At 34.8% G+C, this 25,839-nt stretch carries 24 protein-coding genes, 8 tRNA genes and 3 pseudogenes; 23 read left to right on the top strand and 12 right to left on the bottom strand.

From position 1 onward, the window contains the following. The first annotated feature begins 1 nt into the window (after position 1). The 8 genes from CBR30_01705 to CBR30_01670 all read left to right on the top strand — a co-directional run bounded on the left by CBR30_01705 (position 2) and on the right by CBR30_01670 (position 3,659). The gene (locus CBR30_01705; GenBank protein ID PMQ02383.1) at positions 2 to 292 is read left to right on the top strand and encodes a hypothetical protein; all 291 of its coding nucleotides are present in this window, start codon (positions 2 to 4) and stop codon (positions 290 to 292) included. Continuing rightward, entirely contained in the window at positions 289 to 489 is a 201-nt protein-coding gene (locus CBR30_01700; GenBank protein PMQ02382.1) for a hypothetical protein, read from the top strand. Before CBR30_01705 ends, CBR30_01700 begins: the two co-directional genes overlap by 4 nt. Positions 490 to 602: 113 nt before the next feature. Further along, positions 603 to 2,072 carry a hypothetical protein gene (locus tag CBR30_01695; GenBank protein ID PMQ02381.1) on the top strand — a complete coding sequence of 490 codons (1,470 nt, stop codon included), beginning with the start codon at positions 603 to 605 and terminating at the stop codon, positions 2,070 to 2,072. 168 nt (positions 2,073 to 2,240) lie between these two features. Then, entirely contained in the window at positions 2,241 to 2,465 is a 225-nt protein-coding gene (locus CBR30_01690) for a hypothetical protein (protein PMQ02380.1), read from the top strand. Between the two features lie 30 nt (positions 2,466 to 2,495). After that, positions 2,496 to 2,720: a hypothetical protein gene (locus CBR30_01685; protein PMQ02379.1), complete on the top strand. Its 225-nt coding sequence runs from the start codon at positions 2,496 to 2,498 to the stop codon at positions 2,718 to 2,720. 82 nt (positions 2,721 to 2,802) lie between these two features. Beyond that, positions 2,803 to 3,039: a hypothetical protein gene (locus tag CBR30_01680; GenBank protein ID PMQ02378.1), complete on the top strand. Its 237-nt coding sequence runs from the start codon at positions 2,803 to 2,805 to the stop codon at positions 3,037 to 3,039. 2 nt (positions 3,040 to 3,041) lie between these two features. Next, the gene (locus CBR30_01675) at positions 3,042 to 3,467 is read left to right on the top strand and encodes a hypothetical protein (GenBank protein PMQ02377.1); all 426 of its coding nucleotides are present in this window, start codon (positions 3,042 to 3,044) and stop codon (positions 3,465 to 3,467) included. A gap of 21 nt (positions 3,468 to 3,488) precedes the next feature. Continuing rightward, entirely contained in the window at positions 3,489 to 3,659 is a 171-nt protein-coding gene (locus CBR30_01670) for a YvrJ family protein (protein PMQ02546.1), read from the top strand. Between the two features lie 277 nt (positions 3,660 to 3,936). On the opposite strand, the gene CBR30_01665 is transcribed toward CBR30_01670, so the two are convergent. From CBR30_01665 to CBR30_01630, 8 genes and pseudogenes are all read right to left on the bottom strand, one after another. Further along, on the bottom strand, positions 3,937 to 4,257 hold the full coding sequence (locus CBR30_01665; protein ID PMQ02376.1) for a metal-dependent hydrolase: 321 nt from the start codon (positions 4,255 to 4,257) through the stop codon (positions 3,937 to 3,939). Continuing rightward, entirely contained in the window at positions 4,254 to 7,142 is a 2,889-nt protein-coding gene (locus CBR30_01660) for a deoxyribonuclease HsdR (protein PMQ02375.1), read from the bottom strand. The genes CBR30_01665 and CBR30_01660 overlap by 4 nt, the downstream gene beginning before the upstream one ends. Continuing rightward, positions 7,139 to 8,407 carry a restriction endonuclease gene (locus tag CBR30_01655; protein PMQ02374.1) on the bottom strand — a complete coding sequence of 423 codons (1,269 nt, stop codon included), beginning with the start codon at positions 8,405 to 8,407 and terminating at the stop codon, positions 7,139 to 7,141. The genes CBR30_01660 and CBR30_01655 overlap by 4 nt, the downstream gene beginning before the upstream one ends. Continuing rightward, a complete protein-coding gene (locus CBR30_01650; GenBank protein PMQ02373.1) occupies positions 8,404 to 9,927 on the bottom strand; it encodes a DNA methyltransferase in 1,524 nt (507 codons plus the stop codon). Before CBR30_01650 ends, CBR30_01655 begins: the two co-directional genes overlap by 4 nt. Positions 9,928 to 10,227: 300 nt before the next feature. After that, positions 10,228 to 10,887: pseudogene (locus tag CBR30_01645) on the bottom strand (hypothetical protein). 97 nt (positions 10,888 to 10,984) lie between these two features. After that, a tRNA-Val gene (locus CBR30_01640) sits at positions 10,985 to 11,060 on the bottom strand. A 3-nt stretch (positions 11,061 to 11,063) separates the two neighbouring features. Further along, positions 11,064 to 11,141, bottom strand: a tRNA-Glu gene (locus CBR30_01635). A gap of 9 nt (positions 11,142 to 11,150) precedes the next feature. Further along, positions 11,151 to 11,226: transfer RNA gene (locus tag CBR30_01630), tRNA-Lys, on the bottom strand. A gap of 276 nt (positions 11,227 to 11,502) precedes the next feature. Between CBR30_01630 and rplU the strand changes: the two genes are divergently transcribed. From rplU to CBR30_01580, 10 genes and pseudogenes are all read left to right on the top strand, one after another. Beyond that, entirely contained in the window at positions 11,503 to 11,814 is a 312-nt protein-coding gene (gene rplU, locus CBR30_01625; GenBank protein PMQ02372.1) for a 50S ribosomal protein L21, read from the top strand. A gap of 12 nt (positions 11,815 to 11,826) precedes the next feature. Beyond that, positions 11,827 to 12,114 (top strand): 50S ribosomal protein L27, encoded by a 288-nt coding sequence (locus CBR30_01620; protein ID PMQ02371.1) that lies wholly within the window; start codon positions 11,827 to 11,829, stop codon positions 12,112 to 12,114. Then, positions 12,115 to 13,413: a GTPase ObgE gene (locus CBR30_01615; GenBank protein PMQ02370.1), complete on the top strand. Its 1,299-nt coding sequence runs from the start codon at positions 12,115 to 12,117 to the stop codon at positions 13,411 to 13,413. It begins immediately after the preceding gene. Next, on the top strand, positions 13,403 to 13,996 hold the full coding sequence (locus CBR30_01610; protein PMQ02369.1) for a nicotinic acid mononucleotide adenylyltransferase: 594 nt from the start codon (positions 13,403 to 13,405) through the stop codon (positions 13,994 to 13,996). Before CBR30_01615 ends, CBR30_01610 begins: the two co-directional genes overlap by 11 nt. 453 nt (positions 13,997 to 14,449) lie before the next feature. Next, a pseudogene (locus CBR30_01605) lies at positions 14,450 to 14,790 on the top strand (aldo/keto reductase). 80 nt (positions 14,791 to 14,870) lie between these two features. Further along, positions 14,871 to 16,075: pseudogene (locus CBR30_01600) on the top strand (alcohol dehydrogenase). Between the two features lie 24 nt (positions 16,076 to 16,099). Continuing rightward, positions 16,100 to 16,957 (top strand): 2,5-diketo-D-gluconic acid reductase, encoded by an 858-nt coding sequence (locus CBR30_01595; GenBank protein ID PMQ02368.1) that lies wholly within the window; start codon positions 16,100 to 16,102, stop codon positions 16,955 to 16,957. An 88-nt stretch (positions 16,958 to 17,045) separates the two neighbouring features. Further along, a complete protein-coding gene (locus tag CBR30_01590; GenBank protein PMQ02367.1) occupies positions 17,046 to 19,004 on the top strand; it encodes an esterase in 1,959 nt (652 codons plus the stop codon). A 30-nt stretch (positions 19,005 to 19,034) separates the two neighbouring features. Next, positions 19,035 to 19,565 carry a flavodoxin gene (locus CBR30_01585; GenBank protein ID PMQ02366.1) on the top strand — a complete coding sequence of 177 codons (531 nt, stop codon included), beginning with the start codon at positions 19,035 to 19,037 and terminating at the stop codon, positions 19,563 to 19,565. Positions 19,566 to 19,584: 19 nt separating this feature from the next. Next, positions 19,585 to 19,992: a cupin gene (locus CBR30_01580; GenBank protein PMQ02365.1), complete on the top strand. Its 408-nt coding sequence runs from the start codon at positions 19,585 to 19,587 to the stop codon at positions 19,990 to 19,992. A gap of 106 nt (positions 19,993 to 20,098) precedes the next feature. On the opposite strand, the gene CBR30_01575 is transcribed toward CBR30_01580, so the two are convergent. After that, positions 20,099 to 20,614, bottom strand: a complete 516-nt coding sequence (locus CBR30_01575; protein PMQ02364.1) for a hypothetical protein — start codon at positions 20,612 to 20,614, stop codon at positions 20,099 to 20,101. A 201-nt stretch (positions 20,615 to 20,815) separates the two neighbouring features. On the opposite strand from CBR30_01575, the gene CBR30_01570 reads away from it, so the two are divergent. The 5 genes from CBR30_01570 (at position 20,816) to CBR30_01550 (ending at position 21,246) form a co-directional block, all read left to right on the top strand. Beyond that, positions 20,816 to 20,892: transfer RNA gene (locus CBR30_01570), tRNA-Pro, on the top strand. A gap of 5 nt (positions 20,893 to 20,897) precedes the next feature. Further along, positions 20,898 to 20,972: transfer RNA gene (locus CBR30_01565), tRNA-Gly, on the top strand. An 8-nt stretch (positions 20,973 to 20,980) separates the two neighbouring features. Beyond that, a tRNA-Arg gene (locus tag CBR30_01560) sits at positions 20,981 to 21,057 on the top strand. 19 nt (positions 21,058 to 21,076) lie between these two features. Continuing rightward, positions 21,077 to 21,153: transfer RNA gene (locus CBR30_01555), tRNA-His, on the top strand. A 16-nt stretch (positions 21,154 to 21,169) separates the two neighbouring features. Continuing rightward, positions 21,170 to 21,246: transfer RNA gene (locus CBR30_01550), tRNA-Arg, on the top strand. A gap of 6 nt (positions 21,247 to 21,252) precedes the next feature. Here the strand turns inward: CBR30_01550 and CBR30_01545 are convergent. From CBR30_01545 to CBR30_01535, 3 genes are read right to left on the bottom strand one after another with little or no spacing between them, the layout of a single operon-like run. Continuing rightward, positions 21,253 to 22,455, bottom strand: coding sequence for a 3-dehydroquinate synthase (locus CBR30_01545; GenBank protein ID PMQ02363.1), 1,203 nt, complete (start codon positions 22,453 to 22,455; stop codon positions 21,253 to 21,255). A gap of 15 nt (positions 22,456 to 22,470) precedes the next feature. After that, a complete protein-coding gene (locus CBR30_01540; GenBank protein ID PMQ02362.1) occupies positions 22,471 to 23,358 on the bottom strand; it encodes a hypothetical protein in 888 nt (295 codons plus the stop codon). Beyond that, positions 23,355 to 25,832, bottom strand: a complete 2,478-nt coding sequence (locus tag CBR30_01535; protein ID PMQ02361.1) for a mannose-1-phosphate guanyltransferase — start codon at positions 25,830 to 25,832, stop codon at positions 23,355 to 23,357. The genes CBR30_01540 and CBR30_01535 overlap by 4 nt, the downstream gene beginning before the upstream one ends. Between the last annotated feature and the right edge of the window lie 7 nt (positions 25,833 to 25,839).

Genomic DNA, 25,839 nt, shown 5'->3' with positions numbered 1-25,839 from the left:
GATGGGGAAAAAGAGCAAGAGGAAAGGATATAGGATTGAATACGAGCTTGTGAAAAAATTGAACGAAAGGGGGATAAATGCAAAAAGGATCCCCCTTTCTGGTGGTAGCTGGCTCAAGGGAGATATTTTAATTGATAATTTTATATGCGAAGTAAAGGCGAGAGCAAACGGATTTAGAGAAATTTATAAATGGCTTGAAGATAAGGACTTTTTATTTATCAAGGCTGATAGAAAAGATTATCTTGTTGTAATGAGCTTAGATAAATTTATTAATCTAATGAGGGGAAAATGAACTCTAAGGAGCTAATTAAAATTTTAGAGCTTGAAAATGAATATGAGGAATTCCGAAAGGTGATGAATGAGGTATTAATAAAATTTGAACTACTCGGAATTTCTGAGGATGTAGTTATTGAAAATCTCTTTGAAAAAATTAAAAAAGAAAAATCTATTTTGGGACTAATTTTCTTGGATGCGTATGAGGATGAGTGACGGGTGATGGGTGACGAGTGAGGAGAGGTAAAAACAAGCTTTTCAATTTCAAAAATTTATGATATAATAAAAATAAGGAACTCGATATAAATTAAAACTCTGGAGGTAACAATATGAAAAAAGTTTTTGTAAGCCTCTTAATTTTATTTTTATTTCTTCTCACAATTAGCTTTTCTGAAGTAGATACAATGCCTCCAAAAGTCTCTATTGTTAACCTAAAAAATGGGCAAACTGTTTCAGGAGTTATCACTATCCAAGTGAATGCAAGTGATAACGTAGGAGTAGCAAAAGTTGAGTTTTATATTGATAATAGAAAAGTAGGAGAAGATGATGAATCACCTTATGAATTTGAATGGAATACTTTATATTATCCTAATAAGGTTTATAATCTTGCAGTAATTGCGTATGATGAATCAGGGAACAAATCTGCTGTAAGGATAAACATAATTGTAAATAATACTGCACCGATTAATGTTTGGCAAAAAACTTTTGGTGGAACCGATGAAGATGGAGCTAATTCTATTCAACAGACAAGTGATGGAGGATATATTGTTGCTGGATATACATACTCCTTTGGAGCAGGATGGAGTGATGTATACATCTTAAAGCTTGATGAGAATGGAAATTTATTGTGGCAAAAGACTTTTGGTGGAAGTAGTGATGATGAAGCAAATTCTATTCAACAGACAAGTGATGGAGGATATATTGTTGCTGGATATACATACTCCTTTGGAGCAGGAGGAGATGTATACATCTTAAAGCTTGATGCCGATGGAAATTTAGTTTGGAAAAAAACTTTTGGTGGAAGTAGTGATGATGAAGCAAATTCCATTCAACAGACAAGCGATGGAGGATATATTGTTGCTGGATATACAAGTTCCTTTGGGGCAGGAGGAAGGGATGTATACATATTAAAGCTTGATGCAAACGGTAATTTAGTATGGCAAAAGACTTTTGGTGGAAGTGGTTGGGATGAAGCATACTCCATTCAACAGACGAGTGATAGTGGATACATTGTTGCTGGATATACAGAATCATTTGGAGATTCAGATGAAGATGTATATATCTTAAAAATTGATGAAAATGGAGAATTAGTTTGGGAAAAAATTTTTGGTGGAAAATATTATGATGTAGTAAGTTCCATTCAACAGACAAGCGATGGGGGATATATTGTTGCTGGATATACAAAGTCATTTGGAGCAGGAGGAAGAGATGTATACATCCTAAAGCTGGATGCAAATGGAGAATTAGTTTGGCAAAAGACTTTTGGCGGATGGGGTGGTGATGAAGCACGTTCCATTCAACAGACAAGTGATGGAGGATATATTGTTGCTGGATATACAACATCCTTTGGAGCAAGAGGGAGTGATGTATATATTTTAAAGCTTGATGCAAATGGAGAATTAGTTTGGCAAAAGAATTTTGGGGGAGATTCTAGTGATGGAGCATTTGCCATTCAACAGACAAGTGATGGGGGGTACATTGTTGCTGGGAATACAGAATCCTTTGGAGCAGGAAAAAGTGATGTATACATCTTAAAGCTTGATGCAGATGGGAATACAGGACCATATCCTACTAAGTGAGTGATATGTAACGAGTGACGCGTGACACGTAACGAGTGACAAGTGACGAGTGACAATTAGGGAGCAGGGAGAAAATCCTTGCTCCTTTTTTTTACCCATATGATACTATATATTGTGTTATAATATTATTAGAGAATACAATATATAGTATTGAAAGGAGGTGATTAAATGGCTGTGCAATCAATTCCGTTAATGAACCAAATAAGGTTGCTTCTTGTAGTTGGACAGGACGCACAAGGAAATAATATTACAAGGTATAGAACAATCAACAATGTAAAACCAGACGCAACAGACCAAGACGTTTATGATGTAGGAGTATTACTCGCAGGATTACAAAAGCACCCATTGGTAAAAGTCTTAAGAGAAAATGACGAGGAATTAATAAGTTTGTAATTTAGTTTGATTTGAAAGGAGGTGAATTAATTGGCTGTAAGAAAGGTTTTGAGAATGACTTTTGCAGATGCTGGAGGGAATAGATTTATTATAACAATACCTGACCCAAGAGATGATTTAACACAGGACGAAATATTAAGCGCAATGGATACCATAATTCAAAAGAATATTTTTCAAGGAAGAGGTGGAGACCTAATAAGTAAACTTGACGCCAGAATTGTAGAGACTTCATCTACAGATTATTACAATCCTTAATTTAAGGAGGTGAATTAGTAGGGGCTTGTGCGAGGCGGTGCGATAGCGTCGCCGAGCCAAGCCCCAAACAAAAAAAAATAAAATGAAAATTGGAGATTTCAAAATAATTTATTCCAATGATGAACTTGTTTTTTTAAATAAGGATGGAGGATTTTTATTTTCTCTTGGATATAAAGGAGATATTGAGAAATTGCAGGAGGCAATAAATGAGCCTCAAAAAATTAGGCTTGTTTTTTCTTTATTTCCTTTTGGATTCTCAATTTGGGATTTATCAAAAGGGGAGAAGATTGGAAATATTATTATAAGGCTCTGGAGGTAAAGATGGATAACTTTGAGAAGGCAATTAGTTTTACATTGAAATGGGAAGGGACTTATTCAGACGACAAGGATGATCCAGGAGGAATTACTAAATACGGTATTAGCCAGAGAAGTTATCCCACACTTGATATTAAAAACTTAACATTAGAGAAGGCAAAGGAAATTTATAGGAGGAATTATTGGGATAAGGCAGGTTGTGAAAAATTACCTTATCCCTTTGATATATTACTATTTGATACTTCCGTTAATATGGGGATTGAGACGGCAAAAGAGATTTTAAAAAAATCAGGGGATGATCCGAAGGAATTTATTATTTTGAGGATTAAAAAATATAAAGAGATAGCAGAGAAAAATAAAAGATTGGAGAAGTTTCTAATTGGTTGGATTAACAGGACACTTGATTTATATTTATACATAAGGAGGAAGTAAAATTTGGATGAATTGCAACCTATGATCCAGCTTATAAGTAATGTTGGCTTTCCTGTTGTGGTTGCCCTATATCTATTAATAAGAGTAGATAAAACTATTGAGAAATCAACAGAGGCACTCTCAGAGCTTACTAAAACAATAATTGAACTCCAAGAACTCATTAAGGAGATTGCAAACAGAGAAAAAAGTTAAAGGAGTTTGCATTGCTTCGCTTACGCTTCGCAATCCAAACAACATTTTAAAAACCACCACCCACCCGCCCATATTTCAAATTGCTCCGCTTTGCTTCGCAATTTCAAATATTTGCCTTCGGCAAATTGTTTTTTGTCGCACGTGCTCGCCCTTAACTGCTCGCCACTTGCTCGCATCAGCTCGCTTGCGCTCGCTCATGCTCGCATAACTGCTCGCCACTATCCGCTCGCACATGCTCCAAAAACATCTATTCCCACCCACCACCCTAAGGGGAAAATTAATAATTTTTTAGTTTGTTATGTATTTTTTCCCAGTCAGGTAGGTATGTGTAAAGTAAGGTTTTAAAGATTCTTCCGTGGTTAGGGACAATGAGGTGCAGGAGCTCATGGACTATTACATATTCAACGCAATCAAGGGATAGTTTTGTTAATTCTTTATTGAGTGTAAGGTTGCCCTTAGAGGAGCAGGAGCCCCATTTATTTTTCATTTTTCTTATTTGTATTCTATTTACTTTGACCTTTAGTATATTCTGCCATTTGTTGCAAAGTTCTAATATTTTCTCCTTTGTAATTTCTTTATCAATTTCTTTTTGTTTCATTCTTTTTGCTCCTTAATTAATTTGTCCATTCCTAAGATAAGGTTGACAAGCTCTACATTTTCGGTTGATGCCCCAAGTAATTTATATAGTTTAATTCTTAAATTTTTCTCATCATCTTTGTTATACATCCAATAGCTATATGAGTTTATTAGGCTTGCTATTTTCTTTGCCTGTTCCTGTGGTTTATCTTTTTTATACTTTCTAAGTATCCAGAAGTAGCTAAATTCTTCTTTGCTTAGGTTATAGTGTTTTAATTCGGATTCTGCGTTTGCTATTTCTTCAGCTATTTTTGATAGTTCTTCAAGAGCTAATTCAACGCTTTTTTGTCTTTCCTTTAGCTCTTTAATTATTTCTTCAATCTTTTCAGAGAGGGAGATAAGATAGGGGAATCTTTTTTTGTTTTCCTCTATGTGTTTTATTAAACTTCTGTATAAGTTGGCTATCTTAACCCTATCTGGAATATTGTCGTTTTTAATGGTTGTGGCAATATCTTTATTTATTTCGTATAATGGCAGTGAGTCAATTAATTTTTCTAATTCAACATTTTTTTGTATTAGTTTTTCTGTTTTCTTTAATACGCTTCTTCTTACTTTCCTTTTTTCTGCCTCTGGGTTGTAGTATTGATATAGTATCATGTATATTTGAACTAATAGCTTGTATTTTCTTATATACTCATATAGGAAGGGGTCGGGTGATAGGATGTCGTAAATTTCTTCTATCTGTTTGAAGAGGTTAAAATAGTTTTGTCTTTTTTCTTCTTCAAAAAAGTAGTCTAAAATTTTGGAGATTCTGTCTTTTTCTTCTTTTTCTTCCAAATTTAAGTCGTTTAGGATTTTGTCCACCTCATCCATTAGAAGCTTAAATTTTTCTTTTAATTTCTCAAAGTCTATAAGTCCTGCGTCTATATCCTTGCTATAGAAGGAGAGGGCTCTCTGTAAGTTGTCAAATATGCCTATGTAGTCTATTATTAAGCCACTTTTTTTGTTTTCGTAGGGTCTATTTACTCTTGCAATTGCCTGAAGAAGTGTATGGTCTTTTAGTGGTTTATCCAGATACATTATATAGAGGATTGGGGCATCATATCCAGTAAGAAGTTTTTCAGTTACTATTAAGATTTTTGGAAGCTTATCGGGGGATTTAAATTCTTTTCTTAGTCTTTTTTCTTCTTCATCGCTAAGGTAGTATTTTTTTAGAAGGTCTGAGTCTTTATAGTAACTTGTATAAACAACTTTTGTATATTCAGGGTCTAAATATTTGTCTATTGCTTCTTTATAGAGGGCGCAGGCTTCTCTATCAACTGCAACAATGAAGGCTTTAAGACCTAACGGCTCAACATATTTTTGGTAATGTTCTGCAATGTGTTTGGCAATTTTGTCTATTCTGTCGTATGATTTTAATATTGATTTTAATTTTTCTGCCCTTTCAATTATCTTATTTATACCTTCAAGGCTTGTAATTCCTTCTTCTTCAACGATTTTAAAGAATTCTTTTTCAAGGGTTTCTTTATCAACGTGTAGCTCTGATTGTGTTAGGGTGTAGTATAAGGGTACTGTTGTGCCGTCTTGTATGGATTCATCAATGGTATATTTATCAAGATAAGGCTCGTCGGGTGGATATCCAAAGGCTATAAATGTTCCCTTACCTACCTTTGTATTGTCTACAGGGGTTCCTGTAAATCCAAAGTAGAAGGCATTGGGCAGGCTTCCTCTCATGTAATTTCCTAAGTCTCCTTCTTGGCTTCTGTGAGCCTCATCAATTAATACGATTATGTTTTCCCTACTATTGATATTTTTGGGCATTCCTTCAAATTTGTGTATTGTAGTAATAATAAGTCCCCTATAGTCAGATTTAAGAAGGTCTTGAAGGTGTTCTTTACTTTCCGCTCTAATTAGGTTTTGAAAGCCAAAGGCTTGAAAATTTTGGTAAATTTGGGCTTCAAGTTCAAGTCTATCAACCACAACGAGAATGGTGGGGTTTTCAAGTTCTGATAATTTTCTTAGTTCGTTTGCTAAGACTATCATTGTGAGGGTTTTATAGGAGCCTTGTGTATGCCATATTAGTCCTTTCTTCTTATCTTTCTCCTCCAAAACTCTCTTAATTACCTTTCTTATGGTTCTTCTTTGATGCTGTTTAAGGATGTATTTTTGTAATTCTTCGTCTATTGTCATGAATACAATAAAGGATTGTATAACTTTTATTATCTCTTCTTTATCAAAAAAGGTTTTGATTGCTTTCTCGAGGTTTAGTCCATTTTCTACTTTCCATTTATAAAATGTTTTGCTTTCGTACTTCCATGTGGGTCCATAATATAGGTTTATGCCATCAGATATGGCATAAATTTGTAAATATTTAAAAAGTTCGGGAAGTACATGGTTGTAGACACTAATTTGCTCAAAGGCTTCTTCCTCTGCTTCATAAACAGTAGGTTTTTTTAGCTCAAGGTCTATGATGGGTATTCCATTAATGAATAGGACAATGTCAAGTCTTCTGTTTTCTTTGTCCTTAAAGGTAAATTCTTTAGTGAATGAAAAGTCATTATTTTCTATGTTCTCAAAATCAATAAATTTAACATTTCTTTCCCTTTTCTCACTTTCTACATAAACCGTTTTATTTCCTCTTAAGTATTCAAGGATTTCTTTATTCCCTTCCAATGTGGCACGTGTGAGTTTTAATCGTGTAATAATATTATCGAAGTTTTTTTCTGTTATTACTCCTGGATTTAGTTCTATGAGCTTATTTTTTAGAATATCAGTAATTAATGGCTCGCTACTTTCAAAGTTTCTTAATACCATCAGGTCATAAGGCGGGATATATTTCCATCCTATCCCTTGTAGATAGTCTATTATTACATCTTGGACGTCTTTACTTTCGGATATAAGAGTCATAGGTCTATCTCCTTAAGCCTTATTTCTCCAGTCATAAGTTTATGTAGCATTGTTTTAAATAGCCTCTTTAAAACTTCCTTTCTTTTTTGCTCAATCTCTATTTTTTTATCCACTGTGCTTAATATGTGGGCAATCTCTTTTTGCTCTTCAAGAGGGGGGAGGGGGATAGGGAGAATTTTTAACTTTTCTTTGTTTAATGTTTTACCTTTAACATAATTGTCAATGTAGTCATTATAATCCATATTTTGAAGTAGAAAAAACAAAAATTCTTTATTTACTTTGTCCTCATTCAAAAATAAGGAGACAATTCCTTCATGATGAACTGCATCTATTCCCAAAATCCCAACCCTTCCTATGGTCAATTTAAAACTTAATAATATAGTACCTTGAGGGACGAATTTATTCCCAAATTTTTCTTTAAATGCAATATCTGAAATTTTTTCTGATGTATCATAAATTATATTATTGTTTAAATCTTGGATTTTTACCCAAGGAATTGAACCATTTTCCCAATATTTTTTAATGCTCCTATCTGGAGTTCTTCCTAGATTTAATACCGCCACTTCCCCCAATCTCACCACTTCCCAACTCTTAGGAATTAATCCAATTTCTGTCTCTTTTTGTTCCTCGCCATAAAGCCCTTCTGTAAAAAGTTTTTGCATGAGTGATTTTTTTAGGTTTTTGGTGTTTTCAATGATTTTATCCTGAATCTCTATTGCCTGCTGTATTTTATCAAGCACTTTCGCAATCTTTTTTTGTTCATCAAGAGGGGGGAGGGGGATTAAAAGATTTTCAGTTATGGCTTTATTAACATTTTTTTGCGTGGTTTGAACTGTATAAGAGCTTAGTTTTTCCTCATGGAATTTTAGTGAATAGTATAAGAAATCGATAGATACCTTATCAGTGTTTGGTATTATAGCTAAAATTGCCTGATTAGTGGCTACAGGAAATTTTGTTAAAGCAACTTCACCTATACTTGCATACATACTTAACAAGATAGAATTTTCTGGGACTAACCAAGCACTTGAATTTTCCAAACCTTTTTTTGTGATGTATTCCTTAGTAGTTAAAATATATTTGTTGGACGATGTTATATCCTCTATTTTCACAAATGGTATATCCCCATTCCAATAATCTTTTACCGTTCTTCTTGGAGTACCACCTGCTTTCATATAAACTGCTACATCTTTAAGCCTCACAACTTCCCAATCCTCTGGGATTAATCCGATTTCTGTCTCTTTAAATCCGTTTTCTTTTACCTTCATACCTCAAACCCAATCCTTCCTAAAATCTCCTTAAGTTCTTTATCAATTTTCTCTCGTTCCTCTTCAATTTCTGCAAGCTCAATAAGGATATCCTCAACAGGTGGAATTTCTTCCTCCTCATCAATTGATATATAGCGGGAAGGGCTTAAATTATAATCGTTCTTTCGTGCCTCCTCTATAGTTATAATCTTTGAAAAGCCTTCTATCTCCTTCCATCCGAAATATGCATCCACAATTTTATTTATATTCTCTTCTGTAAGATAATTCTTTGGTCTTCCTTTTGCATATTCCTTTGATGCATTAATAAGTAAAATCTCTCCCTTATGCTTCTTTGCCTTATTAATTACAATTATATTTCCTGGTGCAGTAGTGTTATAGAATAAGTTATCAACTAAGAGGATTACCGCCTCAATAAGGTCTTGCTCAACAAATTTCTTTCTTATTTCCTTTTCTCTATCTGTTCCTGAACTTCCTGAGCCTCTTGTTACAACGCCAGTATCTATAACAACAACTAACTTCCCATTATCTTTCAGAGATGCATACATATGCTGTATCCATCCCCAATCCGCACTCTGATTTGAGGGAGGAATTCCAAAGGAAAATCTATTATAGGGATCATTTTCAAAGATGTCTTGGGGGAATTTTTGATTCCACATTGGATTTGCAATAACTTTATCGAACCTCTTTACCTTTCCACCTTCTATAAACTTAGGGTTTCTAATTGTGTCTCCTATTTCAATAGTTGCCTCCATATCGTGGACAAAAGCATTCATCTTCGCCATAGCATAGGTTAATGGGTTTATCTCCTGTCCATATAGTTTTAAAGGTCTTTTAATTTCATTATTTTTTTCTTTAAGAACAAGTTGCGCTTTTATCAAAAGCCCACCAGAACCACAAGCAGGGTCATAAACCTCTTCGCCTTCTTTAGGATCAATTAAGTAAGCCATCAAAAGACCAACTTCTCTTGGAGTGTAAAACTCTCCTGCACTTTGTCCTGAACCTTCTGCAAACTTTCTCAAAAGATATTCATAAACTCTACCTAAAATGTCTGGCTCTACATCCTCCAAGCCTAACCTATATTTACTTAATATTTGCATGAGATTTTGAAGTCTGTCATCATCAATAATTCTTTGACCTGCTTGAGTTGCATTAAAATCAACTATATCAATTACACCTTGAAGCTTTGGGTTTTCTTTTGCTATCTTCCTTAGTGCCTCAGTCAATTTTTCACCAAGATTTACAGTAATCTTTCTTACATTCTCCCATAAACAATCTTCAGGGATGTAAAATTTAACAAGTCCACGATCATGACTAACTAAATCTTTAACAGTTTCCACATTTCCAAACTCTTTACTTAACTTTCTAATCTCATCCTCATAAACATCACATAAACGTTTATAAAAAATAAGAGGGATAATATAATCTTTATACTTTGGAGCATCAATAGGACCTCTAATACTACAAGCTGCTTCCCACAACCAATTTTCAAGTGTTGTTATGTCAAGCTTCCCAAACCACATAATTACGCCTCCATGATGAACTACTTATCAATAATATATCCCAAAAGAAAGGGATTAGTCAAACTAATATCTTTCCAATCTATCCACTGGACTAAACTTCATCATTGCCTCCTGCAATTGTTTTCCTCCCATGTGAACATATATCATACAAGTTGATATATCTGAGTGCCCTAAAATCTTCTGAAGAGAAAAAACATCTCCACCGTTTCGGATGAAATTTGTTGCAAAGGTATGCCTGAGTGTGTGAGGAGAGCATCTTACTCCTTTTATTCCTGCCTCTTTTCCTAATTTTTGAATAAACTTTTGGATGTATCTTGGCTTTAGAGGATATCCATCCTTTGTAATAAAAACTCGCTCCTCATAGGGATAAAATCCTCTCATTTTCAACCATTTAGCCATCTCCCTTACAAGGGTTTTTCCCATGTATACTTCTCTGTCTTTTCCTCCCTTTCCATCTCTTATTAGTATGCTTCTTTTTGCTATGTTTACATCGTTCACAGTTAGGTTAATAAGTTCAGAAAGCCTTATTCCAGTATCCAAGAAGGTGAGAATTATCACGTAATTTCTAAATCCAATCCATGATTTTTTATCGCATGCCTTAAGCAGATTGAAGATTTGTTCATCGTTTAAAATGTTTGGATAACTCTTTGGAATTTTATACCTTTTTATTTTTGCTGATATGTCTTCTTCTAAATATCCCTCATCATACAAAAATTTTAAAAATACTTTTATGGCTCTTATATGAGTATCAATAGAGGCAGGCTTTAGTCCTCTTTCTCTAAGTGATGCAATATATTTGCTAATGGAGTACATATTTAATTCTTCAAGGGGAACGGCATTTGTGAAGGGTATTAGTGTGTCTTTATACCATAGAAGGGTTTTAGGTCTCTTTCCATTAATTTGTGAGTAAAAGAAAAAATTATCAAGTAAACTTTTCCAGGAGACAGTTTTGTTTTTCATAGTACGCCTGCCTCCTTCAAAAATAGTGAAAGAGATAAAGAGTTAATAATATGATTAAAAAAGAGGAAATATAGATGAAATATACATTTAAAAGAGATGGTGGGCGGAGCAGGATTTGAACCTACGACCTCCTGCTTGTAAGGCAGGCGCTCTCACCTCTGAGCTATCCGCCCCTTTGGCGCCCTCAGGGGGATTCGAACCCCCGTCACCGCCTTGAAAGAGCGGTGTCCTAGGCCGGGCTAGACGATGAGGGCACCTCTCACTGGTGAGCCGCACAGGAATCGAACCTGTGACCCCCTGATTAAAAGTCAGGTGCTCTACCGACTGAGCTAGCGGCTCAACCAAGCACGTAATTTTTATACTATACCTTCTTACTTTTGTCAAGTATATAAGGAATGAAGGTGGTAAAGAGGATGAACCAAAAACATCGTTGATCTCAACTTTTCATAGGGTGTTTTTTTTCTCCTTCTATTTATCTTTTTCTATTTCTTTTTCTCTTACCTCATTACTACTAAATTTGCCCTATCAAGTTATTTTACTCTTGACAAGATTAATTTATAAATGATAAATTGGAATGTCAAAAGTAAAATAATATATTTAATTAAGGAGGGAAAAATGTTTGCAGTTATAGAAACAGGTGGTAAACAATATAAGGTTTCTGTTGGGAGTATAATTGAGGTTGAAAAGTTAAATGCAAAAGAGGGTGATGAGGTTACTTTTGATAAGGTTCTTTTGTTAGATAGAGATGGTGAGCTCCTTATAGGTAAGCCTTATATAGAAGGAGCAAGGGTAGTAGCACAAGTTTTAAGACAGGATAAATATCCAAAGATAATTGTCTTTAAGTTCAAAAGGAAAAAGCATTATAGAAGAAAGTATGGACATAGACAGCCCTTTACAAGAGTAGCTATTAAGGAAATTATTGTATAGGAGGTTGGTAGTATGGCTCATAAGAAATCAGGTGGAGCAAGCAGAAATGGTAGGGATAGTAACCCAAAATGGTTAGGTGTGAAGAAATTTCAGGATGAGATAGTATATCCTGGAAATATCATTGTAAGACAAAGAGGAACAAAATTTTACCCAGGGCTTAATGTAGGCATGGGTAAAGATCACACTCTTTTTGCTTTAGTCCCTGGGATAGTAAAGTTTTCTGTTAAGAGAGGCAGAAAGTTTGTAAATGTAATACCACTTGAAAACTTGACTGAAGATTCTACCCAACCTGTACAATAAATGTTTGTGGATAAGGCAAAGATTTATGTGAAAGGGGGAGATGGGGGGAATGGGTGTGTTTCTTTTAGAAGGGAGAAATACGTGCCTAAAGGTGGTCCCGATGGTGGAGATGGTGGTAAAGGCGGAGATGTAATATTAGAGGCAGACGAAAATTTAGATAATCTTTTGGATTTTATATATAAAAAACATTTTATAGCAGAAAAAGGAGCTCATGGAAAGGGTAAAAAACAGCATGGAAAAAATGGTGAGGATTTAATTATTAAAGTGCCAGTTGGCACTTTAGTTTTTGATGCTGAAACTCAAGAACTTATAGGTGATTTAACATATCCTGGACAAAGACTTTTGGTTGCAAGAGGAGGAAAAGGCGGAAGAGGTAATTCCGCCTTTGCAACTTCTACAAGGAGAGCTCCATATTTTGCAGAAAAAGGTGAAAAAGGTGAAGAACGTTGGCTATACCTGGAACTGAAAATTATAGCGGATGTGGGTCTTGTAGGTTTACCTAATGCTGGAAAATCTACTCTTTTATCTAAAATTACTTCTGCTCATCCTGAAATTGCTCCTTACCCTTTTACTACTAAAAGTCCTAACTTAGGTGTTGTACAGAGAGAAGATTTCAGTTTTACTGTGGCAGACATTCCAGGATTGATTGAAGGAGCCCATTTAGGTAGGGGAATGGGGCACGAATTTTTAAGACATATTGAAAGAACATTTGTTTTAGTTTTTGTTCTTGATGGAAGTGATCGAGAAAATCCACCTCAGAAAGCTTATGAGATCCTTGAAAATGAACTTATGTTGTATAATCCAAAATTGTTAAATAAAAAAAGGCTTATAGCAATAAACAAATTAGATCTTTTTAAAGATGATAAAGAGTATATTGAAACTCTTACTGAATGGTTAAAGTCGCTAAATATTCCATATATTTTCATATCTGCAAAAGAGGGATGGAATTTAGAAGAATTAGTTACAATGACGTGGGAGATATTAAATAAGGTTTATTTAGAAGAAACACCTCAGGATGTTGTATTTGAGAAAGAGGAAAAGAAACCCTCAGTATTTTTGGAAAAAGAAGAAAATTATTGGGTATTAAATAATCCAAAAGCGGTTAGCTTGGCAAATAGATTAGATCTATATGATTTTCAAGCTCAAGGATACTTCATAAACTATATTAGGAGAAGAGGAATTATATCTTTATTAAGACAATATAAGGTTAAAGATGGAGAAAAGATTAAAATTGGGGATTATATATTTACTTATCATTCTAAACCTTATTCCCATTTGGTTTTAGAGGATGAGGGATAAAATAGGCATCTTTGGCGGTACCTTCGACCCTATACATAATGGTCATTTATGGTTTGCAGAGTCTGTAAGGGTTGCTTTTTGCCTAAAAAAGGTTATTTTTATTCCAAATAAAATTCCTCCTCATAGAAATATACCATCCGCCGGAGAAAAAGAAAGATATGAAATGGTTTTACTGGCTATTAATGATAATCCTCATTTTGAAGTATGGGATATAGAAATAAAAAGAGAAGGAATATCTTATATGGTAGATACATTGGAAGAAATAAAGAAAATTCTTCAGGAAGATATATACTTATTATTGGGATTAGATGCGTTTATTTATATTCTTTCTTGGAAGGAACCTCAAAAAATTCTTGATTTAGCCAAAATAATTGTGGGAAGCCGAGGTTTTTATGAATTTTCAGATGATTTAAGATTGTTTATAGAAAAAAATAAAACAAATATTATTATGTTTAATTTTCCTTATTTCCCATTATCTTCAAGTGATATAAGAGAGAAGATAAAAAGGGGAGAATCTATTAAATACCTTGTTCCTTCATCGGTAGAGGAATATATCCATAAGCATAATCTTTATAAGGGTTAACATTTTAAATAAAAAGACATTTGGTATGCACATGGTTACCAATATTTAAAAAATATAGTTAAAGTCTTAGCAAACAAACCATAAAGGTAAAAAAGGTTCTTTCTCTTATACCTTATTACTATTACTACGACTGGTATATATATTTATAGCTATTTGCCATCTTAATCAAAAAACCTATTGACTTAGAGTTAACTCTAACAAATACAATTTAAAACAAGAAAATAAAAATTGGAGGTTTTTTACTATGGAAAAGAGAAAACTTGGAAAAAGCAGACCTGAAGTTTCTGCAATTGGAGTTAGATATATGTTGATTGTCCCAATAAAAATTCCTATTCAAGAAGGACGATACCCAGAGGAATTAAAATAGATGGCATATTGACAAAATTCTTTAAATGAAACTGAAAAGTGCCAATCATTTTAATACTAAGACTGATAATGAGGGAAGGGAAAATAATGCAATACAGAGATTTTGGGAAAACGGGTGTAAAACTTCCATTTTGGGATTTGGTGCTATGAGACTTCCCACCATTGGGGAGGATGCATCTCAAGTAGATGAAGAAAAGGCAATAGAGATGATAAGGTTTGCAATCGAACATGGTGTGAACTACGTTGATACTGCATATCCATACCATATGGGAAACAGCGAAAAAATAGTTGGGGAAGCGTTAAAAGACGAATATAGAGAAAAGTTTTTTCTCGCAACCAAATCTCCTGTATGGCAAGTCGAAAAACACGAGGATTTTGACAGATTTTTGGATAAGCAGCTGGAAAAACTCCAATCAAATGAATTAGATTGGTGACATATTACTAAGCCTTTTCAAAATATGCATTGATATTCAAATACCACAAAAACACTATAGTGGAGGTGTTATATATGATGAAATTTGAATTTTATAATCCAACTCGGCTCATCTTTGGTGCAGGTTCATTAGAACAGTTAGGTAAAGTAGTTAGTAAATATGGGAAAAAAGCCCTGCTTGTCATTGGTGGTGGAAGTGTAAAGAAAAGTGGAGCATTTGATCGAGCAGTAGCAAGTCTTAAAGCAGCGGATGTTTCTGTGGTGGAATTCTCTGGTGTTGAACCAAACCCACGGCTGTCAACTGTAGTGGTGCTGCAGAACTGGCAAAAAAAGAGGCATGTGATGTGGTCATAGGTATGGGTGGCGGTAGCGTCATGGATGCCTCAAAAGTAATTGCAGCCTCAGTCCTTTACGAAGGGAATCCTAAGGATATGCTTGTACAGTCAGGAAAAGCGCCCAGACTTCCGGAGCGAGCTCTTCCCATTATCACTGTTCCTACCTTAGCTGCAACCGACTCGGAGATGAACTGCGGTGCTGTAATAACAATTGATGATGAGGATGAAAAACTGAAGACCTTTGTCAAAACTGAAGTTCTTTATCCTTGTGTGGCAGTGGTGGATCCTGAACTTACCATGACAGTGCCCAAGAATCACACAGCTTTTGGGGTTTGCGACATAATAACCCATGTGACCGAGGGTTATTTTAACGGGATAGATGGGACTCCTATTCAGGAAAGATTTGCCGAAGGAGTAATTCAAACTGTCTTGGAATGGGGACCAAAGGCAGTTAATAATGGAAACGACTTAGAAGCGCGCACTCAAGTGCAGTGGGCGTCAATAGTTGCCCTGAACGGCTGGGTTCAGGCTGGTACAAATTATGTAGCACCGGTTCACATGATAGAGCATACACTTTCCGCACTGTACGATATTCCCCATGGAGCAGGGCTGGCAGTCGTGAACCCAGCATGGATGCGCTTTGCTGCAAGATTTCGCCCAGAACGTTTTGTACAGTTTGCTCAGCGCATATTTGGTATTTCGGCGATGGGTAAAGACTATTTGAGCCTTGCTATGGAGGGTATTGATAGGCTTGAAGAGTTCTTACGTTCAATAGGTTGTCCTACACGCTTGTCAGAATTAGGAATTGGAAAAGTCACTGATGAGATGCTTTACTATTGGGCTGATAAGACTTTGGAAATTCTTTGTGACGAAGAAGGAAAGCTTCCAGGTCGTCCACCTTTGAGGAAGGAAGATATTGTAGAGATACTGAGGATGGCAATGTAATTAATTCAAAAGGAGGGATTAAACATGCAAAAAGTAGTTTTGAATAATGGTGTTGAAATGCCGATACTGGGCTATGGTGTCTTTCAAATTACTGATCTTGCGCAATGTGAACAGTGTGTTTATGATGCAATAATGGTAGGTTATCGTTTAATCGATACTGCAGCCGCATATATGAATGAAGAAGCAGTTGGTAAGGCTATTAAAAGAGCAATTGAAGAAGGAATTGTAAAGAGAGAGGAACTTTTTATTACTACAAAACTTTGGATACAAGATGCGGGCTACGAGTCAACCAAGAAAGCATTTGAAAAATCGCTCAGGAATCTTCAGCTTGACTATATTGACCTTTATTTGATTCATCAACCGTTTGGTGATGTACATTGTACTTGGCGGGCTATGGAGGAGCTTTATCATGAAGGATTAATTAGAGCAATAGGTGTTAGTAATTTCCAACCAGATCGTTTGATGGATTTAATAGTTCATCATGAGGTAGTTCCCGCTGTGAATCAGATTGAGATACATCCATTCTACCAGCAAACAGAAAGCATCGAGTTTATGAAGAAATACAATGTCCAGCCAGAAGCATGGGCTCCTTTTGCAGAGGGTAGAAACAACATCTTTCAGAATGAGGTTTTGACATCTATAGCTAAAAAATATAATAAAACAGTTGCTCAGGTAATTTTATGCTGGCTAATTCAAAGAGGGATAGTCGCAATCCCGAAAACTGTGCACAGAGAAAGGATGATTGAAAACATTAGTATTTTCGATTTTGAATTGAGTCAAGAGGATATGGAGAAAATTGCGAAACTGGACAAAAAGGAAAGTGCATTCTTTTCACATAGAGATCCCGAAATTGTCAAATGGATTTGTTCACTTAGAAGATAATTTATTAACAGTTATAGTTGAAAGGGCCTTTTTGGGCCCTTTTTAAAAGAGTCATTTCAACTGTATATTCCAAAAGAGAGGTAAGCAAATGCGAAAAATGGTAATTATAGAAGTGGTACTGATCATGTCGTTGCTACTTGCTGCCTGCAGCATCACGGACAAATCTCTTAGCGAAGCAACAAAAGAAAATACAGTAATAAGAGAGAGCCAGAGTATAAATTCACAGAAAGCAAAGCAGAATGTCATGATTCCAAAACAGATAGAAAAAATTCCTGATGAGTATTTTAAAACATCAAAACAGCCAGGAACACTGGCAGAACTATACTATTATACTTATGAATCTTTTTCTTATTATAGAAAATCAAAACCTCTCAAAAAACGCGCAATTGTATATCTTCCATATGGATATAACAAAAATCAAAAATATAATGTGTTTTATTTAATGCATGGTGGCTGGGGTAATGAAACAACAATGCTCGGAACCCCAGAACATCCTTCTATTTTTAAAAATGTCATTGATAATGCGATCGCTGCAGGTGAAATAAAACCATTAATTATAGTATGTCCAACTTATAATAACACAAATGAAAATGGACTGGATTCAAGTAACTTTTCTTTAGCCATGCAGCTTACAAAAAATTATCATAATGAATTATTAAATGATTTAATCCCTGCTGTTGAAGGAGTATACAGTACCTATGCTGTAAGTACATCAAAAAAAGATCTTACATCTTCCCGTGAACACCGTGGATTTGGTGGGTTTTCAATGGGTGCTGTAGCAACTTGGAGAACATTTCAATATGGACTTGATTACTTTTATTATTTCTTGCCAATGAGTTGTGGAACGACTCTTGACGATGAAAATATCTTTTCTGCAGCTAAACGGTATAATCCTCACGATTATTTCGTCTTTGTGATAACTGGAACTAATGATTTTGCATACAGCTATGATAAAGCAAGAGCGGATCTTATGAGAAAATCCCCTTATTTTATCGATGTAGATAATAGAGCTGACGGTAATTTTGCGTTTCGTGTTAAACAAGGATATTCGCACGATATGCAAGCTGCAATGGAATATATCTATAATGGTTTGAAAGCATTTTGGGGTGCTCAAGATGAAACTAAAAATAAACAGCAGGAGGTTCGCTCGTCCTTAATGATAGAGCATCATTACAAAGTTTTTGATACAAATACAAAAATTGAAGAGGTAATGCAATACTGGGCTTTCAAAGATTTTGGTAGACTTCTTTTTCCAACGAATAAAAATTACTATCGTGGGGATACTCTTGGGGACCTCTCGCTTATGTGGTATACCAACATTAATCCAAAGAAAACAGTAGAAATTATTAATTATCTCAAAGAACAGGCTGAATCAGGAGAGACTATTTTTTATGATATTTATACCAGTGAAGAAAAAATCAAAGATCCCAGCAAGAAAGACACAGGATTATTCTTTTTCCATGGTAAAAAAGGCGCAAAAACAGCGATTATCGTTGCAGGTGGGGGGTTTGCATACGTTGGTGCAATGCAAGATAGCTTTCCACATGCTCTTGAGCTGAGCAAAAAAGGATATAATGCATTCGCTTTAATTTATCGTCCTGGTCCGCAGAGTGCTTGCGAAGATTTGGCAAGGGCAATTGCTTTCTTACATGAAAATGCTGATAAACTCGGAATAGATATGCGAGATTATTCACTTTGGGGAGGTTCGGCTGGTGCACGTGTTGTAACATGGGTTGGGAGCTATGGTACAGAGAGTTTTGGTGAGAAGAGATATCCACGTCCTGCAGTGGTCATAATGCAATATACAGGTTTGTCAGAAGTGACAGGAAAAGAACCCCCGACGTTTGCATGTGTTGGAACAAATGATTGGATTGCATCTTATAAAACAATGGAAGATAGAATAAATAAGCTAAAGAAAATGGGAATTGATGCAGAAATAAAAATATTTCCTGGACTTCCACACGGATTTGGACTTGGTGAAGGAACTGTTGCAGAGGGTTGGATTAATGATGCTATTAAGTTCTGGGAAAGACACATAAAAAAATAACATTTGCAAAAATCTTAAGGTTGATAGACAATGCCACATTCGAAAATTCTCATCGCTTATTTTTCTCGTAGAGGAAACAATTATCTTAATGGCAGAATTACAAACCTGGCAATCGGGAATACGGAAATAGTTGCTCAAAAAATACAAAAATTAATGGGTGGTGATTTATTTGAAATCAAGCCAGTAAAACAATATCCAGAAGATTATTACGAAACAATAGAAATAGCAAAGGAAGAAAAACGGAAAAATGCCAGACCAGAGCTTGCAAATAGACTTGAGGATATAAGCTCCTATGAAGTGGTTTTCCTTGGCTATCCCAATTGGTGGGGAACAATGCCAATGACAGTATTTACTTTTTTAGAGTCTTACGATTTTTCAGGAAAGACCATTGCTCCATTTTGCACACATGAAGGAAGTGGACTTGGGAGCAGTGAACGTGACATAAAGAAACTGTGCCCAAACGCAAATGTGTTGCCAGGATTAGCCATTAGAGGAAGCAATGTTAACCAAGCTGATAAAGATATTCAAAACTGGTTATTAAAGCTTGGTTTATTAACTTAAAAGAGAAGTGAGAATTCAAATGGATAAGATTGAAAAGCTAATTTTTCCATTAGGAACTAAAGTCCAAAATAGCTATTTTATTGGAACCGTTTGGATTGAAACATTAGTAACTTACAATAAAACTATGAACTGTGCAATTTATACTTTTGAGGAAGGTGCAAGAAATAATTGGCACAGACACCCAGGTAGACAGATTTTAGTAGTTACTGGTGGAAAAGGGTATTATCAAGAAGAAGGAAAGTCTGCAAAGATAATAAAAGAAGGGGATGTTGTTGTAATTCCGCCGAATGTGAAACACTGGCATGGTGCAGTGCCAAATAGTTTTCTTTCTCATATTGCAATTACAACAAACCCTGATAAGGGAGAGGTAGAATGGTTGGAACCTGTTGACGATGAATACTATTTTCAGCTTAAATTTGATCAGTGAGAAGTTCAGGAAAGTTGCTGATTTGATATGTTAATTATTACACAATTTAGCTGCAGGCTCTTTTAAGAGCCTATTTTTTTGTTTTGTTTATTTTCTAACAATGGTTTTAAATAAGTATTAGGAGATAATTTTTGAACATCTGACAGAAATACCCTAGGATATCATCCAAATATTTTGTATCAACCTCTATCTGAGAGAAAAGAGGCCAATTCTTCTTTATCTCTCTCAAGTTTCTCTTTGTTTTGTGTTTTCTTCTTCTCTTCTTTAAGAGACCATTTTCTTTCCAAATTTTTCTAAGAGCCTTTTCAGAGAGAGAAAGAGCAAAATCTCTTTTTAACCTTTTTGCTCCAAAAGAAGGGAATTCTTTTTTAAGTTTAATAGCTAAATCCTTTTGTTCTTGAGTGATATACCTTTTAGGATTTTTAGGAGCCTTACTTTGGTCAATAAGACCAGAGATACCTTTTTCTTTCCATCTATTCAGCCATTTTCTAACTGTTTTAGGAGTAGTATTAAAAGCCTTAGCAGTAGGTTTGATACCTTTTTCTAAGGCATACTGAACAATTTGATATCTTAGAGATTTTTTATCAAAAGATACTCTCATTATGGTATAATAATTCCACATGGCACCTGGACACCTCTATCTTTATGGTATTTTGAATAAGGATACCATAAAAACATCCAAGTGCCATTTTCTTTTTTCACTTCTCCTACTCTGATAACTTTAATATCCATTAAGGGGATACCATCTCCCTTCCGTGTTCCATTTTTAAATTAAAAACCACTTGACTTAATAAGCAATTTTTTATATTATCTTATTAGCCAGCGGGGCATGGCGCAGTGGATTAGCGCGCCTGGTTTGGGACCAGGAGGTCGCTGGTTCAAATCCAGCTGCCCCGACCATGCGAGCGGGAGTAGCTCAGGGGTAGAGCATCAGCCTTCCAAGCTGAGGGCCGCGGGTTCAAATCCCGTCTCCCGCTCCAAATAAAATGCGCCCATAGCTCAGCTGGATAGAGCGGCAGACTTCGAATCTGAAGGTCGGGGGTTCAAGTCCTCCTGGGCGCGCCAGTTTTAGAGGAATTTTATGGTGAACGTAGCTCAGTTTGGCAGAGCGCTGGGTTGTGGCCCCAGTGGTCGCGGGTTCAAGTCCCGCCGTTCACCCCAAAATATAAGTAAAAGTGCGCCCGTAGCTCAGTAGGATAGAGCAACGGACTTCTAATCCGTGGGTCGGGGGTTCGAATCCTCCCGGGCGCGCCAGTTTTTTTATACAAACCTCTCTAAAACTCCTAAATACCATAAGAAAGATAAAATAGTAAATCTGTTTCTTATAAAGCAACCATTTTTTAGAGCTTCTTTCATATCTTCTGTTGTTATTCCCCAGTCAAGAGCGTTGGTTGAAAAATTAATTTTTTTATATCCTTCTATAATTTTCTCCCTATGATTTAGAGTCTCTTTTATAATTTTGCTAATGTAATCTTTGTTTTCTTCTAATTTATTAATAATTAAGGCTCTTTTTTCCTTGTTGTTTATATCTCTGAGCAGTTCCTTATATTCTTCAAAAATCCTTTTGTATGTATTAGGGAAAATATTTTTAATATGATTTTCCCATTTTTCTATGTCTAATTCGTAATTTATTAAATCTTGAGTATTTTCAGAAAGAAAATTTAAAAACTTTTCATAAAGATCTAAAACATATATGGTTGATATTCCTACGCATATACCATGATATAATTTATAACCTTTATATTCTAAATAGTGGGCAACATGATGTTCAGCTCCAGAAGCAGGTCTTGAGTTACCCCAGATAGTCATGAGTTCTCCTGACCTGATCAATCCATATAACAATTTTTTTAAGAAATCCTCTTTTTCTATACTATTTAATGTACTATCACAGATCTCTCTAACTTCTTTAACAATGTTAAAATCTATTTTTTCATCGGTTATAATATGAGCCAATTGCCAATCTAAAAGTCCTGTATATTTACCCATTAAGTCTCCAAAGCCTGCTAAAGTTAATATTTCTGGAGAATTTTTTATTACATTCATGTTAATAAAGATATTTTCAGGGGGTTTTGCAGTGAGTGTTAATTTTAAACCATCAATGGTAAGAGGAGCTACTGGAGATGCATATCCATCCATGGAAGGGGCAGTAGGAACCGAAATAAACCTTAATTTTTGTTTATAAGCTACAAATCTTGTTAAATCTGTTATACTTCCAGATCCTATAGATACAAATAATGAATTTTCTCGTGTTTTTATGAGAAGTTGACATATACTTTTTTCGTCTGCATGCGTATTTCCTGGATAGATTATGATATCGTATTTTATTTTTGAATTACTGAGCCTTTCTTCTATATTCTTACCACATGCTAAATAGGTGTTTTCATCACATATTAAAAAAGGTATTTCTGGTTGATTTCTTAAGAATTCAGTTAGCTGTGAAAAATCATCATCCCATATTATCATTTTTTACCTCTCCCTTTATATTTTTAAATTTTTCAGGAAGCTTTTTCTTACTATTTCTGGATATTCACCTTTTTCTTTCTTCCACTTTTCAAGCCAAGATTTTGTGGTTGGGTCATCAAGATTTCCTGAACCAAAGTTCAGTCCTTCTATGATATATTTTTCCCTAAGTTCCTGTATTTTAATTTCTCTTATATATTTGGAAATGACAGATGCCAGTTTTGTCTCTAAATAAAAGTCCTCAGAATTTGTTGAGATAATAACCTCTGCCTTCAAACTATGTAAGAAAGTTTTCAATGATTCACCTAATCCATAGTCATCAATTACGATTCTTGTTCTTTCTATTTCTACCTTTTCCAGTAATGAAGTAATTAATTCTCTATATTTCAGGTCCATTAATCTATTTATATTATTTTTGTCAATTTCATCAGGGGAAATCTCAGAAAATTTATAAAAAACACTTTTAACTTTGGATAGATCGTTAAATAATTTATTCCAATAATCAAGGGAGTGTTTCTTCTTAGTATCAGCAGTGCCAATTATATAATCTATCATCTCAAAGTCATCTTTGTGAAAAATTACGCCTGTTAAAATGATAGGACCAATAACCTCTCCCTTTCCTGTTTCATCTAAGCCTATAAGGAAATCCTGGGAAGGTTTTTTGAATCTTCCATTGATTATTTCATCTATTTTCTTCCATACATCAAATAACTTTGGATCGTCGGAGGGTGTTGAATAGATTGTACCGTTATTATAGAAAGTAAATACACTGTAAGGGAGTCTTATTCTTACCAATTCAGAACCTGTCCCTTTCTCCTCTCTGCCCCCTATAGCTATTAAGTATTTCTTTACTTCTTCCATATTTCTTACCTTTTTCCATGTTCTTCCAAACATATTTTTTATCATCCTATTAATGATGTGATTTTCTCTGAGAATAGTTTACAAAGGTCCTGGGCATCCTTTAGTGAGGTTGCTTCTGCGTATACTTCAAAAGCTGGATCTTCTGGATGAGGCAGTATCAGTACCCATGATTCTCCAAAATTGATTTTTATTCCATCAGTATAATCAATGGATTGTTCAATATTTTCCTCTATAATTTTTCTCATTATTTTCCCCTTGAGCTCTATAGGACAATCAACTACATTTTTTACTTTATATAAATTAGGCAAGCTCATAAAAATTTCATCTATATTGTATCCAGTTTTAGAAAGTAGTTCTAAAGTTTTTATAAAACCATATATACCATCAAAGGACAATTGAAATTCTGGATATATAATACCGTCTTCACTTGCTCCTAATTTTGCTCCTATTCTAAGGGTTGCTTTCACAAGCTCAGAGGGAGAAGTTTTACTACGATAAACCCTTCCTCCTTCTATTTCTGCTAATTTCTCAATCATGTTAGAAACTGTTACAGGGACTACTATTTGGCTGTTTGGAAATGTTTTGAAATTCAATAGGGCTATTGTTGCAATAAGGGTATCTTTTGATATGTAGTTTCCTTGAGGAGTAAATAGAGAAAAGTTCTCTCCATCATGGGTAAAAACAACTCCTAAGTCAGCGCCAAAAGATTTTACTAAGTTACTTAGAGATTCAGAAGAGGTTATAGATGTGAGAGAAAGATTTTCTCCATAGAGATTTAAAGACAAATTTTCAATCTTTAGATTAGATAAGATATGAGGTAGTATTAGGGATATACTGCTTCCTTTGTAATCAACAATTATTTTAAAGTTTTTCTTCTTTATAGATTCGGTATCAACTTTTTTCAAAAGTCCCATTAAATAGTACTCAATTATATGGGGAGGGAATTTTATTTCTCCAACCTCTTTTGCATATGTTCTTCTAAAATCCTCCCTAAAAAGTATATTCTCAATCTTTCTCTCTGTACTTTTATCAATGGATACTCCGTTTTCATCAAAGAATTCAATAAGAATTTTTTCATTATCATAGGGAGAAAGTCTTACATGAACTCCTGCCTTTGCAAGGAGATTTGGCACAGAGTATTTCGAAACAGGTATAGGTAGAGTCCTTATGTCGTAAACATGTACTCCTGTAGATAAAATTCCAGTAAGTAGAGCTCTTTTTATCATTCTACAAGCAGGGTCAATATCTCTGCTCATGACTACATCTGATCCTTTTGGAAGTACTGTCCCGAAGGCGGAGCCAATTTTTGTTGCCAATTCTGGAGTAATTTCTACGTTTATCATGCCTGAAATACCTCTTTGACCGAAAAATGTTTTTCTCCAATGACTACCCCAAATTATACTTGAATTTACAAAGGTTCCAGTTTCTACGATCTTATTTGGCCAGATCTTTACATTATTGTTGACAAATACTTTGCCTCCTAAGTTTGTATTATCTCCTATAATTGCTCCCTCTTCTATTCTCACTTGATCCTTTATGTTACATCTATTTCCAACTATTGCAGAAAAAATAGAAGTTTTTTTACCTATGTAAGTATTGTTAAAAACCACAGATCTTTCTATTTTGCACTCACTATCAATAAAGACATTATCTCCCAAAACAACAGGACCACGTATGTGAGCATTATCCATTATTCTTGTGAATTGTCCTACATACACAGGCGGTTTTAGATATGCAGTTGGAAAGATCTCAATCCCCTCTTTTGCAAATATGCCAGGATATATTTCTCTACCGGATATTTTAACTTTCACTTTTTGATTTAATACATCAAAATTAGCCTGTAAAAATTGATTTAAATCTCCTATATCACACCAATAGCAGTCACTTATATATCCATAAAGGGGTGCATTTTTGCTTAATAATAAAGGAAAAAGATCTTTACTAAAATCAAAGGGTGTATTTTCTGGTATATAATCTAAAACCTCTGGCTCTAAGATGTAAATTCCAGTATTTACAGTATCACTAAAAACTTCTCCCCATCCAGGTTTTTCAAGAAACTTAATTATTCTTCCATCTTCATTAGTTATAACAACCCCATATTCTAATGGATTTTCAACAGATTTTAAAACAATAGTAACTAAGGCTCCTTTCTCTTCATGAAATTCCAAAACTTTATTTAGATCAATATCTGTTAAGGCATCTCCGCTTATTATTAATATTCTTTCTCTTTTTTTATCTCTTAATGCATACTTAACACTGCCTGCTGTTCCCAAAGGAGTTTCTTCGATAGAGTAATCTAATTTAACATTCCATGAAGAGCCATCATCAAAATACTCTTGAATAATTTCGGGTAAATAATACAATGTTGCAGTTATATCTCTAAATCCCTGATTAACTAAAAGCTCAATTATATACTCCATGATTGGCTTTCCTACAACGTGTGCCATCGGTTTGGGGCGAGTTATGGTTAAAGGTCTAAGTCTTGTGCCTTCTCCCCCCGCCATTATAACAGCTCTCATAATAATT

This window comes from Dictyoglomus sp. NZ13-RE01, from assembly GCA_002878375.1.
In the GTDB taxonomy this organism is placed as follows: domain Bacteria; phylum Dictyoglomota; class Dictyoglomia; order Dictyoglomales; family Dictyoglomaceae; genus NZ13-RE01.
The sequence above is the reverse complement of the archived record's forward strand: the minus strand, read 5'-3'. Positions and strand labels throughout refer to the sequence as shown.

Excerpts from the sequence above, each read along its gene's own strand:
- CBR30_01650 (PMQ02373.1), bottom strand. The coding sequence starts at position 9,927 with ATGTGGTTTGGGAAGCTTGACATAACAACACTTGAAAATTGGTTGTGG.
- CBR30_01705 (PMQ02383.1), top strand. The coding sequence starts at position 2 with ATGGGGAAAAAGAGCAAGAGGAAAGGATATAGGATTGAATACGAGCTT.
- CBR30_01575 (PMQ02364.1), bottom strand. The coding sequence starts at position 20,614 with ATGTGGAATTATTATACCATAATGAGAGTATCTTTTGATAAAAAATCT.
- rplU (PMQ02372.1), top strand. The coding sequence starts at position 11,503 with ATGTTTGCAGTTATAGAAACAGGTGGTAAACAATATAAGGTTTCTGTT.
- CBR30_01665 (PMQ02376.1), bottom strand. The coding sequence starts at position 4,257 with ATGAAACAAAAAGAAATTGATAAAGAAATTACAAAGGAGAAAATATTA.
- CBR30_01535 (PMQ02361.1), bottom strand. The coding sequence starts at position 25,832 with ATGAGAGCTGTTATAATGGCGGGGGGAGAAGGCACAAGACTTAGACCT.
- CBR30_01700 (PMQ02382.1), top strand. The coding sequence starts at position 289 with ATGAACTCTAAGGAGCTAATTAAAATTTTAGAGCTTGAAAATGAATAT.
- CBR30_01660 (PMQ02375.1), bottom strand. The coding sequence starts at position 7,142 with ATGACTCTTATATCCGAAAGTAAAGACGTCCAAGATGTAATAATAGAC.
- CBR30_01540 (PMQ02362.1), bottom strand. The coding sequence starts at position 23,358 with ATGATAAAAAATATGTTTGGAAGAACATGGAAAAAGGTAAGAAATATG.
- CBR30_01585 (PMQ02366.1), top strand. The coding sequence starts at position 19,035 with ATGCCACATTCGAAAATTCTCATCGCTTATTTTTCTCGTAGAGGAAAC.
- CBR30_01695 (PMQ02381.1), top strand. The coding sequence starts at position 603 with ATGAAAAAAGTTTTTGTAAGCCTCTTAATTTTATTTTTATTTCTTCTC.
- CBR30_01690 (PMQ02380.1), top strand. The coding sequence starts at position 2,241 with ATGGCTGTGCAATCAATTCCGTTAATGAACCAAATAAGGTTGCTTCTT.
- CBR30_01595 (PMQ02368.1), top strand. The coding sequence starts at position 16,100 with ATGCAAAAAGTAGTTTTGAATAATGGTGTTGAAATGCCGATACTGGGC.
- CBR30_01670 (PMQ02546.1), top strand. The coding sequence starts at position 3,489 with ATGATCCAGCTTATAAGTAATGTTGGCTTTCCTGTTGTGGTTGCCCTA.
- CBR30_01620 (PMQ02371.1), top strand. The coding sequence starts at position 11,827 with ATGGCTCATAAGAAATCAGGTGGAGCAAGCAGAAATGGTAGGGATAGT.
- CBR30_01655 (PMQ02374.1), bottom strand. The coding sequence starts at position 8,407 with ATGAAGGTAAAAGAAAACGGATTTAAAGAGACAGAAATCGGATTAATC.
- CBR30_01610 (PMQ02369.1), top strand. The coding sequence starts at position 13,403 with ATGAGGGATAAAATAGGCATCTTTGGCGGTACCTTCGACCCTATACAT.
- CBR30_01680 (PMQ02378.1), top strand. The coding sequence starts at position 2,803 with ATGAAAATTGGAGATTTCAAAATAATTTATTCCAATGATGAACTTGTT.
- CBR30_01590 (PMQ02367.1), top strand. The coding sequence starts at position 17,046 with ATGCGAAAAATGGTAATTATAGAAGTGGTACTGATCATGTCGTTGCTA.
- CBR30_01675 (PMQ02377.1), top strand. The coding sequence starts at position 3,042 with ATGGATAACTTTGAGAAGGCAATTAGTTTTACATTGAAATGGGAAGGG.
- CBR30_01545 (PMQ02363.1), bottom strand. The coding sequence starts at position 22,455 with ATGATAATATGGGATGATGATTTTTCACAGCTAACTGAATTCTTAAGA.
- CBR30_01580 (PMQ02365.1), top strand. The coding sequence starts at position 19,585 with ATGGATAAGATTGAAAAGCTAATTTTTCCATTAGGAACTAAAGTCCAA.
- CBR30_01615 (PMQ02370.1), top strand. The coding sequence starts at position 12,115 with ATGTTTGTGGATAAGGCAAAGATTTATGTGAAAGGGGGAGATGGGGGG.